Annotated in this window: 8 protein-coding genes and 2 pseudogenes; 5 read left to right on the forward strand and 5 right to left on the reverse strand. The window is 59.8% G+C overall.

The window, feature by feature from the left end:
• Positions 1–230: 230 nt before the first annotated feature.
• Together C7449_RS22095 and C7449_RS12855 are read right to left on the reverse strand one after the other, a co-directional pair.
• Positions 231–484 (reverse strand): annotated as a pseudogene (locus tag C7449_RS22095) (IS3 family transposase); the annotation flags it as partial.
• 468 nt (positions 485–952) lie between these two features.
• A pseudogene (locus C7449_RS12855) lies at positions 953–1,631 on the reverse strand (calcium/proton exchanger); the annotation flags it as partial.
• A gap of 254 nt (positions 1,632–1,885) precedes the next feature.
• On the opposite strand from C7449_RS12855, the gene C7449_RS12860 reads away from it, so the two are divergent.
• Positions 1,886–2,674: a DUF2092 domain-containing protein gene (locus C7449_RS12860; RefSeq protein WP_108003171.1), complete on the forward strand. Its 789-nt coding sequence runs from the start codon at positions 1,886–1,888 to the stop codon at positions 2,672–2,674.
• Positions 2,675–2,706: 32 nt separating this feature from the next.
• The gene (locus C7449_RS22100) at positions 2,707–2,892 is read left to right on the forward strand and encodes a hypothetical protein (protein WP_374828277.1); all 186 of its coding nucleotides are present in this window, start codon (positions 2,707–2,709) and stop codon (positions 2,890–2,892) included.
• Between the two features lie 331 nt (positions 2,893–3,223).
• Here the strand turns inward: C7449_RS22100 and C7449_RS12870 are convergent, their stop codons facing one another.
• The 3 genes from C7449_RS12870 to C7449_RS12880 form a co-directional block, all read right to left on the reverse strand.
• Entirely contained in the window at positions 3,224–3,571 is a 348-nt protein-coding gene (locus C7449_RS12870; RefSeq protein WP_245414379.1) for a hypothetical protein, read from the reverse strand.
• 30 nt (positions 3,572–3,601) lie between these two features.
• Positions 3,602–6,028 carry an arylsulfatase gene (locus tag C7449_RS12875; RefSeq protein ID WP_108003226.1) on the reverse strand — a complete coding sequence of 809 codons (2,427 nt, stop codon included), beginning with the start codon at positions 6,026–6,028 and terminating at the stop codon, positions 3,602–3,604.
• Between the two features lie 263 nt (positions 6,029–6,291).
• On the reverse strand, positions 6,292–6,636 hold the full coding sequence (locus C7449_RS12880) for a hypothetical protein (protein ID WP_108003173.1): 345 nt from the start codon (positions 6,634–6,636) through the stop codon (positions 6,292–6,294).
• A gap of 53 nt (positions 6,637–6,689) precedes the next feature.
• On the opposite strand from C7449_RS12880, the gene C7449_RS21780 reads away from it, so the two are divergent.
• The 3 genes from C7449_RS21780 to C7449_RS12890 all read left to right on the forward strand — a co-directional run bounded on the left by C7449_RS21780 (position 6,690) and on the right by C7449_RS12890 (position 9,806).
• Positions 6,690–7,292: a hypothetical protein gene (locus C7449_RS21780; protein ID WP_170115870.1), complete on the forward strand. Its 603-nt coding sequence runs from the start codon at positions 6,690–6,692 to the stop codon at positions 7,290–7,292.
• Between the two features lie 247 nt (positions 7,293–7,539).
• Positions 7,540–7,689, forward strand: coding sequence for a hypothetical protein (locus C7449_RS21955; RefSeq protein WP_210204726.1), 150 nt, complete (start codon positions 7,540–7,542; stop codon positions 7,687–7,689).
• A gap of 497 nt (positions 7,690–8,186) precedes the next feature.
• A complete protein-coding gene (locus C7449_RS12890) occupies positions 8,187–9,806 on the forward strand; it encodes an arylsulfatase (RefSeq protein ID WP_108003175.1) in 1,620 nt (539 codons plus the stop codon).
• The last annotated feature ends 352 nt before the right edge of the window (positions 9,807–10,158 follow it).

Here is a 10,158-nt window from a genome sequence, read left to right on the forward strand (position 1 = left end):
GGGCCGATGGCCGACCGTCCGCTGCCAGGACATCCAACACGAAAAGCGGACATCGGAGCTCTTGTCGCCGAGGTCTGGGACCCAATGCGGACGTCGCACGTCAGGATGCCAAGGTCCGCTTGCGATTTCGCATCGGCATCGACTTCGGTGACGTAACGGTGGACGGTGACAATCTCCTGGGTACCGGGGTGAACGTCGCCGCACGCGGTTGGATCGCGTTTGAGGTAAACTCTGATCGGAAACGATCATGCCAGGCTTGCCGCGTCATTCGAGGAGGAGGCGTGGTAAGTTCGCGTATGACGCGACGCCCGAAGATCGATCTATAGGGATCGCAGCCAGGCACTCTCGTGTGACATCGTCCACGGCATGGAGAACGCCGAACGCCTGCCACAAGCGGACTGATCGCGGGAAGTACAGCGACCATCGGGCATTTTCCTTCGCCTCAACCAGGATCGGCGCGCGTGCCGACAGCGCGACGCCTGGAAAGTTTCGGGATGCGAGCCGTCGGGAACGTGCCGAGGGAGGCATCGGTTCGCGCAGAACACTCCGCCGCAGTAAAGTCTTGGTCAAGCGGCAGACGGATCTGGCTGTCCAGAAACAGGCAGCAAATAGTGGTGCGGCAAATCTGACATCTGAGGAACGTCGTAGCGGAGCCCGTTAGCCCAATCGTCGCAGCGCCGATATTAAACGCCCGTTTGACCTGTTCGGTATCCTGCCGCCCTCGGCCTTTGGCGCGCAGTTGTGGGCGCGCTTGTTCTACGGGCGGCGTTTCGCGTCTTCAGCGCAAGTTTGCGACGGAACCAAAGCGGTTGCGCCGCAAGCCTTCCAGGCGACCTGCCGGCCAAAAGGTGCCGTCGCGCGCGTCACCGGGTAGCGCACGCGGCGGGATGTGGTGGTGCATACCGCCGCGGTTTCGCCCCGGTCGCCGCCGGAGGTGGATCGTCTTTCATCGTCATGGCGCGGGCGGAAGCAGGAAAAGGGTCAGGGCAAAGATCGCGTAGACGATGAGGATCATCACGCCCACGAACTAGGCGGAGCGGCCGCCGTTCGTCATCAGCGCAGCCGCCATGGTCGCGATCAGCATCATCACGATGGCGCCCGGCCAGAACTGCAGGCTCATCGGTTGCGGCCCGATGACATAGCTCAGGACCACAAGGACCGGCGCCACGAAAAGTGCGATCTGCGCGGCGCTGCCAAGCGCGATGCCGACACGGAGGTCGAGGCGGTCCTTGGCGGCGGCCGAGAAGGCCGTTGTCATCTCGGCGGCGGCGCCGACGATAGCGACGACGACGAAGCCGACGAAGGCGGGCGACATTCCCAACGTTTCGGCCGCGATTTGCACCGAGGACACGAAGACCTCTGACGAGCGCGACCAGCACCGTCACCAGCGCGAGGGGCACCGGGGCGACTGTGATCGGCCAGGTCTCCTCATCCGCCTGGCCATGGCCGGCGCTCGCGAAGGCCTCCTTGTGCGTCTTCGGGGAGAACACCATCGAAAGGCCGTACGCGAGGATCAGCAGGACCGAGAGCCCGAGGCTGAGAGGCTGGGCAACGGCTCCACGTCCGTCCACCTGGGCAACGAACGAGGGCGCGAGCAGAGCCACGGTTGCGAGGATGAGCAGGCCCGACTGAACAGAAGGACTGGCGCCTCGTTATCAGAGGTCATGCGCTCCACACTGACGCTGCAGGTCGATCATGGAAGCCGAAGACGACGGCGGGGTCCCTTGCATCTGAGCACTCTGGCGCGCCTTTTCTGCAGTAAGCCTTCGGGCCGTGCGTCGCATGATTCATCAAAGCAGTTTCCCACCTACGGTGTGATTAGTGTAGGGTGGATGTTTGTCCTGCCAGGACGGCATTAATGCTTGGTCAACGGAGGGCGACGCAAATGCTATTTGCTACTGGGCGTTCCGATCTTCGCAGAGCAGTCTCGATCGCAGCCGTCACGGCGGCCCTGGTCGTCGGAGTAGGGGCACCGGCGGCCCTGGCTGATGAAGCGCAGGCGCGTGAAATGGTGTCGGCGATGATCAAATACCTCGCGGCGCAGCAGACCCTGTCCTTCGATGTGGACTCCAGCCTCGAGGTGATGGCAGCGGATGGACAGAAACTGGCCATCGCAAGCTCGGGCAGCGTCAACATGCAGCGCCCCGACAAACTGCATGTGATGCGGCGCGGAGGGTTCGCTGACGTCGACATGACTTTCGACGGCACGACGCTGTCGGTCCTGAACCGAGACGCGCACATTTTTGCCCAGTCCGATCTGCCGGGCACGATTGACCAGTTGGTCGACAAACTCCGCGACGAGTACCATCGCCCGTTGCCTGCGGCCGATCTGTTGGGTGCGGATGCCGAGGCCGTGCTTTTGGCCGAAGTGACCGAAGTAAAGGATCTCGGCAGCGGCGTGATCCGAGGTGAGGAATGTAACCACGTCGGCTTTCGCGCCCCCGAGGTAGACTGGCAGATGTGGATCGCGCAGGGGGACGCGCCACGCCCATGCCGCTTCATTATCACGAGCAAGACGGTCGACGGCTGGCCCCAATACACGCTTGACTTCAGCGCCTGGGGTGCGGGCGCGGCCGCTGCCACGTTCACATTGGCGTCGGACGGGGCAAAGAAGGTGGAGATGAAGGATATTCCCGATTTCGATGAGATCGGCGGAATTTACGAGAGAAAGTGAGCAAAATGAAAACCAACCGGCGGATCAGGTGGATGCTCGTCATGCTCGCAATAAGCATGGGAGCGCTGGAAACAGGTGCGAGCCTGTTCGCAAGCGGAACTTTCGGCCCCGGCGTTCCCGCCGAGGCCCGCGTTGGTCGCCCGCTGACCCCTGTCAGTGTCGCAGGCGTGGCAAGACGAACCGTCAGGCGATGCGCGGTCGGCGTCTACTACTGCTGATGACATTTGCGGCGCTTGAACCGGGTTCGACCTGAGTTGAACGGCGGGTGACAGTTGGTCGAATCTTGCCCCCTGTGCTTGTCAAGGAGCATGCTCCATGGTTGGTCGTCGAAACGGCCCCGGGCGAAGCGGCGGCGGCGGAATGAGTTTCTGGTCGGTTCCGGTGCCATTGGCCCTCTGCGACCTCAACAATGCATTGCGGCGGGAAGTTAAGCGGAGCAGCGGCGGCTACAAGGCCTTTATTACGTCGGTCGCCATCTACAGTTGTCAATGACGGCGTGCAGATGAACCGTAAGTGATACGCGGGCGAGCTAATCCAGCATGCGGCAACTCAGTAATCGCGGGAAAGCAATATTGAGATCAGGGCGTGAAGTGCGACTGCCGGCCACAGAAGAATGCCGCTGAACCCACCCCATAGCCCGACATAGGCAATGTAGAACGTCACGGCCGTGCTGTACATCAGCATCCCGACGGCTGAGTTTCTCCAGCAGGCAATACCCACTGCGATAAGGGCAATTCCCGCGACGCGGGCAGTCGGGATCGCAGCGCCCGTCAATGCCTCGCCCAGCAAACCCTTCCCAACGAACGACGGCGCCACCACCAGCGCAAGCCCGGTGGTGGCTTCCCCGAAAGCAGCAACATCCAGCACGCGTATCATCCGCACCTCGTTCTCGCCCATCTTTGCCACGCACTCGCCGGCGGCAATGCGTCACTGAGGCTGCAGTTCGAAAGTCAGCTTGTCGATCTTACCCGTGAATCGAAATGGGGTATCATATCTATATTCCAGCAAGGCCACGCCCGTTCGGGTGTCGAGACCGACGTCGAAGGTTTCATCCTCAGGGAAGGTGACAGGGATGCCATGATCGATGGAATTTCTGACGACTTCCTTGCCGTCGACCGAGAGAACGCCGGTACCGCCTGCGCCAAGGCCCGAACCATTCGATTTGAAGTCGAAGACGATTGTGTGCTTGCCGGATTCGAGTTCCGGCCCCTCCCATATCGTCCGCTTCAGGTCGAGTAGATTGTAGAGGAACACGACCTTGCCCCGACCGACGCCGTAGTCTCCCTTGCTGAGGAACAACCCGTAGCCGCCGAACCGCCCCCCTTCGGTTACGATCATGCCCTCGGCGCCGTCCTCGGGTATCGTCACATCGGCGGTGATGGTGTAGGACCTGTTGAGCGTGCTGGGTGCTGCGCTTGCCGGCACTCCGCTCAATTCTCCTGAGTAGGTGAATTCCGTCCGTCCTGCCGTGAGGTTCGGTCGCGGTGCATTCCACCGCGCGAGCGTCGAGTTGTCCAGCGGTAGCACATTGTACTTCCTCGCCTCGGCGTAGAAGAGGGACTGCATCTCCTTAAGCTTGTCGGGCATCTTTGCGGCGAGATCGGTGAACTGTGTCGGGTCTTCGTCGACGTTGTAGAGTTCCCAATTATAGCCGGTGATCACGTCGGGCGGCGTCTTGGTGCTGAGTTCCCAAGGGAGTGTTGCGGGTGTGGTCGCCGCAACCCATCCGTCGTGATAGATGGCGCGATTGCCGAGCATTTCGAAGTATTGCGTGGTATGCGTGGTGGGCGTGTTCGCATTGGCCTTGTCCCATGTGTACATCATGCTGACGCCTTCGATCGGCTCTTGTTTGATGCCGTTTATCATCTCCGGCTGCGGAATTCCGGAAGCCTCCAGAATGGTCGGCACGATGTCGATGAAGTGGTGGAACTGTCGGCGGATGCCGCCCGCGTCGTTGATGTGGCCGGGCCAGGACATGACCATGCCCTGCGCCGTCCCGCCGAAGTGAGACGGCACCTGCTTCACCCATTTGAACGGCGTATCCATCGCCCAGGCCCAGCCGGCGGCAAAATGTGGGAACGTCCGTTCAGAACCCCAGAATGGATACCATAGGAGCTGGTCTTTCACCGGAACAGCGACGCCATTGAATGTGGTGAATTCGTTCGGCGTGCCATTGAGCATGCCCTCGGCGCTCGCTCCGTTGTCGCCGCCGATGTAGATGATCAGCGTGTTGTCTAGCTCTCCGAGGTCCTCCACCGCCTGGATGACACGCCCGATTTCGTTGTCGGCATAAGCAAGGTACGCGCCATAGATATCCGCCTGCCTGATAAAAAGCTTCTTCTCCTCGAAGCTGAGGGATTCCCATTGCGGCAGCCCATCCGGCCAGGGCGTCAGCTTGGCGTTCTCAGGCATGATGCCAAGTCGCTTCTGGTTTTCAAAGATTTTCTCGCGAACTTTGTTCCAGCCCTCGTCGAAGAGGTGCATGTCGCTGATCTTCTTGGTCCATTCTGGTGTTGGGTGGTGAGGCGCATGGGTGGCACCAGGCACGTAGTAGACGAGCCAGGGCTTGTCCGGGGCAATCTCACTGAGTTGTTTGATGTAGTGAATAGCCTCGTCGGCCATGGCCGTTTCCAGGTTCCAGCCGGGATTTCCTTCGAAGGGATAGATGGCAGACGTATTGCGGAACAGGTTTGGCTGCCATTGGCTGGCATCGCCGCCGACGAAGCCGTAGAAGTAGTCAAAGCCCATGCCGGTCGGCCACTGGTTGAAGGGGCCGGCTTGGCTCGATTGGTAGGACGGCGTGTTGTGGTCCTTGCCGAACCACGCGGTGGCGTAACCGTTTTCCTTGAGGATCGTGCCGATCGTGCCCTTCTCGATCGGAATGATCGAATCGTAGCCAGGATAGCCGGTCGCAATCTCACCGACGACACCGTAACCGACCGAATGATGGTTGCGTCCGGTGATTAGTGCCGCGCGGGACGGCGAGCAAAGCGATGTCGAATGGAAGTTCGTGAAGCGCATCCCCTCTTTGGCGATCCTGTCCATGACCGGCGTGGGGATGACGCCGCCGAAGGTGCTCGGCGCACCGAACCCCTGATCGTCAGTCATGATCAGCAGCACATTCGGAGCACCTTTTGGAGGTACGATGCGTGGTGCCCACCAGGGTGTCGACTCAGAGGCCTTCTCCTTGATCACGCCGCCGAAAGGCAGATCGGGCGACGGCAATTGCTTTCCAGTGATTGTAGTAGTTGCTCCAGGTGCACCGAGCGTACCTGTCACTTGCTGGGCCGACATGGGGGTAAATCCAAGCGCAAAAAAAGCAGCACCCGCGAGCATGCTCCGTCCGAATGTCATGGCGAACACCCCGGCTGATTAGGCTGAATCTAAATAAGCCAATGCGCATGCGCTGCCGCGCAAGAAAGGCGGCACCTTAACTTGGACCCGCCAGAGTCGGTACTTGGGCGATCATTGCTAGCCCGCGGAACATTCGGCCGGAAAATTCCGAAAATTCCATGGAAGCAACTCACCGATCTTGCTCTACTTATAGCCGTTGACGAGGACGCTGAGCACGGCCGTCAGGTAGATTTGCCGGTCGTCGGGATCTCTTGTCGCCGCGGCTACGGGCGCGGCGGCGGGGTTCCGGGAGCGCTGCCGCCCGGCGGCATTGCAGAACGAGCTTTTTCCAGCAGCGTCGTGGTCAAGTCCACGCAGTCCTTCATCGATTCCTGCGGGTCGCAACGGACGGCCACGGTGGCGTCGCCGCTGCGGAGGAGGAAGGCAGCGCCGCGCCGGGGGCCGTCCCTGCCGCCGGAAGGCTCATCGGTGATGCTGCGCAGCAGGTCTTCGATTTCACGATCCTGCATCGAACTCCGGTCGCGAGAACCGGAGTCCGGCGCGCTCTGGCTCAGGGCTGGGAGCGGCATCAGCAGCAGGCCTGCCGTTACGAGAAGAAACTTGTTCACTTCACCTCTCCTGGCTTCGGTTTCGGTTCGCGCAGCTATTCCCGAGGTTGCACTTGCGGGCGCACCGCCGTCGGGAACTGCTTCGCTGCCATAGGGAAAATTATGCGCTCATACGCGTAGTGGAACCGGCCCCTGGCCTAGTCCCGGCAGACCCGCCTGCGAACGAATGCCAGCCAATCGCCGTTCTCGGCCCGCAAGCTACGGGTTACGAAGACGCAGTTTTCTTCGTCTGCACCGACCAAACGCTGCTGCAGGCGCTGCCGCAGATCGCCACGATCTCCGCCCCGATCACCGCTGTCTCCAATAAGTTCCATAAGCGCATCTCGGCGGTCCCGCCGCGCGGAGATAAGGTCCAGGAGCCGCTCGCGCCGGTCGCCGCGGTTATCGATCAGATCCATAAGATCATCCCGACGATCCCGTCGGTCCGCGAGGATATCCCGAAGCCTATCGCGGCGGTCTCCCATCATGTCGCCGCCGTCTCCCAGAAGGTCCATGAGTTCATCACGACGGTCGCGCCGCTCGGCGATAAGGTCCCGGAGCAGGTCGCGCCGATCGCTGCGGGCGCGAAGCGCATCGCGAAGGAAGTCGCGCAAGTCGTTGGCGCTGATATCGCTGCCGTCGTCACCGGCGCTCAAAGATTGGGCGGAGGCCGGTGAAGCCGTTATGCAGAATAAGGGGGATGAAGCGGCAAGCGCAAGCGCTGCCACTGCTACTAGAGGTAGCCGTGCCATGGGATTCTCCCATTCGGTTAAAGGTACAGTGTCGCCTTTTCGCGATTACGTCAGATAGGCAGCCATCAGCGATCGGAGAAGTGACCCCGATCGGCGTACTCTTTACTCAACAAGAGGGGGCTGGTATTGATTCAATACTGCGAGAATACTGGACGCCCTTTTGGGCTAATATATGGCGACGTCGCTGTTCGGCACCTGGACGGGCAGAAACCACCCGCATATGTTCGAGCAACGTGTAAAGCCGTATCATATTGGTGATGCTGACTTCCTCCTGATGGAAAGGGCGTCTCGCAATAAAAAGGCGGCGATGAAGTCGTTTTAAATAGTCTCGAGCTTGGTTCGTTCGGATTGCCTGAACGCATTGCTGCACTGCGCGCGTTGGACGAGCCAGCGGTCATTCCGCCGATCAGCGAGCCTGCCAAAGCGGACAGTACGGGAATGTAGGCGGGGTTCAATGCTTTCCCTCCTGGGCCGGTGGGAGGTGCCCCACATTTTCGCGGATACCGGTCTCTGAAGCTCGACGTCTTGTCCGTCGTGGTCATGACACCCTCCGCTGTTGAGCAGTCGGTATAGTTGGCAGCGCCAATAGGAGTACCCATCATGCTATTCAACAATTACATCGCCACTCAACGAAATCTCCCAAATATTTTAAAAAATAGAACGAATTTAATACATTAGATTGGCCGGGTGATTATGGTCAATGCCCGAATCTGGAACAGATGACGTGATCTGGCCCGCGCAGAAACGACGCACAGCAGAGGATATATTTCCGCGATAAAGCTAGTCTGTTATGGTCATAATGGTGAAGGAGAAGCTGCTATGAGATTGAATAAGCTACCGGGCCTACGCGGACTTAAAGCTCTCAGTGCCGCACTTCTGATTGGGTGCGCTGTGACGGCTGCTCCCGCCCGGGCGCAGGACGCAAAACCCAACATCCTGATCATCTGGGGCGATGACATTGGGCAGTTCAACATCAGCGCCAACAACCAGGGCATGATGGGTTATAAGACGCCGAACATCGACAGCATCGCCCAGCAAGGCGCGGTGTTTACCGATTGGTACGGTCAGCAGAGCTGTACTGCTGGCAGAGCGGCGTTCATAACCGGACAGTCGCCGATCCGTACCGGCCTCACCAAGGTCGGTCTGCCGGGGGCGCCGGAGGGTTTGAAGAAGGAAGACCCGACGTTGGCAGAGCTGCTGAAGCCACTGGGCTATACCACCGGCCAGTTCGGCAAAAACCATCTGGGCGACCGCAATGATATGCTGCCGACGGTTCACGGGTTCGACGAGTGGTTGGGCAATCTCTATCACCTCAACGCAGAAGAGGAGCCGGAGAACGTGGACTACCCGAAAAATCCGGCCTTCAAGGAGAGGTTCGGCCCGCGGGGTGTATTGCATTGTGTTGCGACAGACCGGGACGATCCGACCGTCGATCCGCGTTTTGGAAGAGTCGGCAAGCAGAAGTGTGAGGATACCGGCCCGCTGACCAGATTGCGCATGGAGACGGTGGACGACGAAGTCACGGCCGGAGCCATCAATTTCATGGAAAGGGCGGTGAAGACGGACAAGAAACCGTTCTTTATCTGGTGGAATTCGTCCCGGATGCACGTGTTCACGCATCTCAAGAAAGAAAGCCAGGGCAGGACCGGTCTTGGGGTCTACGCCGACGGCATGGTCGAACACGATGACAATGTCGGTAGGCTGCTGGCTGAACTCAAGAAACTCGGCGTCGAAAACAATACCGTTGTCATGTATTCCAGCGACAACGGTGCGGAGTTCTTCAATTGGCCGGACGGCGGCACGACGATCTTCCGCGGCGAGAAGAATTCGCAATGGGAAGGCGGCTTCCGCGTTCCCACCTTCATTCGGTGGCCCGGTGTGATAAAACCCGGCGCCACCATCAATGAGATATGCGCGCATGAGGACATGATCCCGACCTTGCTCGCGGCGGCAGGCGACACCACGGTCAAGGAGGACTTGCTGAAGGGAAGAAAGATCGGCGACATGACGTACAAGGTCCACCTTGACGGCTACAACCTGTTGCCTTCCCTGAAAGGGGAGTCGGCTGACTGGCCGCGTCACGAATTCATATATTGGACAGATGGAGGCAGCGTCGCAGCGCTGCGCTATGACGACTGGAAACTTACGTTCCTGCGGCAAAACTCGGTCGGCTATAAAACTTGGGAGACGCCGTTCGAGGAATTGCGTTGGCCCATGTTGACCAACCTGCGCATGGATCCATTGGAGCGTGCCTCGGACGAATCCACCGGCCACCCGCAGTGGGCGGCCGAGCGGATGTTCGCACTGGCCCCTGCGTCAGCCTATGTCGCCCAATGGCTGTCTACCTTCCGGGAGTTCCCCCCACGCCAGAAGCCCGGCAGCTTCAGTCTGGATCGCGTCATGGACGCGGTGACGGAAACCGGTAAAGGCAACAACTGAGCGAAGTCAGCTTCAACTGGCGGGTGTCCGAAGTTGTAGACTGCCTTCTACCGCCTTGTTGATTTGCACTATGTTTGGAACCCGTCCCTCGCGTTTTCGCAGCGAGGGCTCTGGAGTGCTCGACATGGAGTTACTGAGCGTTATCCGGCGCTGGCATTTTCGAGACAAGTTTTCGATCCGGGACATTTCACGGCGCACTGGGCCGGAACACCATCCGCAAGTATCTGCGATCCGACGGCGTGGAGTCAAAGTTCAAGGTAAGCGGTGTTTTCAGGCCACGGCTTTGAGTTCGGGCTTTGCGGCGTAGGCCCATGGCAGCAGGTCATCGATCTGGCTATTTGAATGGCCGTTG

The organism is Mycoplana dimorpha (genome assembly GCF_003046475.1).
Taxonomy (GTDB): Bacteria; Pseudomonadota; Alphaproteobacteria; order Rhizobiales; family Rhizobiaceae; genus Mycoplana; species Mycoplana dimorpha.

Excerpts from the sequence above, each read along its gene's own strand:
- C7449_RS12860 (WP_108003171.1), top strand. The coding sequence starts at position 1,886 with ATGCTATTTGCTACTGGGCGTTCCGATCTTCGCAGAGCAGTCTCGATC.
- C7449_RS22100 (WP_374828277.1), top strand. The coding sequence starts at position 2,707 with ATGCTCGTCATGCTCGCAATAAGCATGGGAGCGCTGGAAACAGGTGCG.
- C7449_RS12870 (WP_245414379.1), bottom strand. The coding sequence starts at position 3,571 with ATGGGCGAGAACGAGGTGCGGATGATACGCGTGCTGGATGTTGCTGCT.
- C7449_RS12875 (WP_108003226.1), bottom strand. The coding sequence starts at position 6,028 with ATGACATTCGGACGGAGCATGCTCGCGGGTGCTGCTTTTTTTGCGCTT.
- C7449_RS21955 (WP_210204726.1), top strand. The coding sequence starts at position 7,540 with ATGGCGACGTCGCTGTTCGGCACCTGGACGGGCAGAAACCACCCGCAT.
- C7449_RS12890 (WP_108003175.1), top strand. The coding sequence starts at position 8,187 with ATGAGATTGAATAAGCTACCGGGCCTACGCGGACTTAAAGCTCTCAGT.